The sequence below is a fragment of the Burkholderia sp. JPY481 genome (assembly GCF_038900515.1).
Lineage (GTDB): Bacteria > Pseudomonadota > Gammaproteobacteria > Burkholderiales > Burkholderiaceae > Paraburkholderia > Paraburkholderia youngii.
Genome location: NZ_JAYMRT010000180.1, coordinates 1 through 276 on the forward strand (window position 1 = coordinate 1; position 276 = coordinate 276).

Annotated in this window: 1 pseudogene; it reads right to left on the bottom strand. The window is 61.2% G+C overall.

The window, feature by feature from the left end:
- Positions 1-128 precede the first annotated feature (128 nt).
- Positions 129-276 (bottom strand): annotated as a pseudogene (locus VSR82_RS40225) (IS66 family transposase); the annotation flags it as partial.

Consider the following 276-nt stretch of genomic DNA (forward strand, 5'->3'; position numbering starts at 1 on the left):
GTGGCTCGATTACGCCGATCCTGCGGTGGCTCCAATACGCCGATCATCGAGTGGCCCGATTGCGGCGATCATCCGGTGGCTCGATTACGCCGATCCCGGAATGGCTCGAATATGCCGGTCAGTGACACCAGCGCTTTCGCAATCGCTGAACCTTCCGAAACCAGCTTGCGCTGCGCCACCATCCATTCATGAAGTGCGTCGCACACCGGTTTGGCCCGGCTCTGTCGAAGCCTGCGACGCTCTTCAGCTTCCAGTGTCTGCGCCTCGCGCTCGATG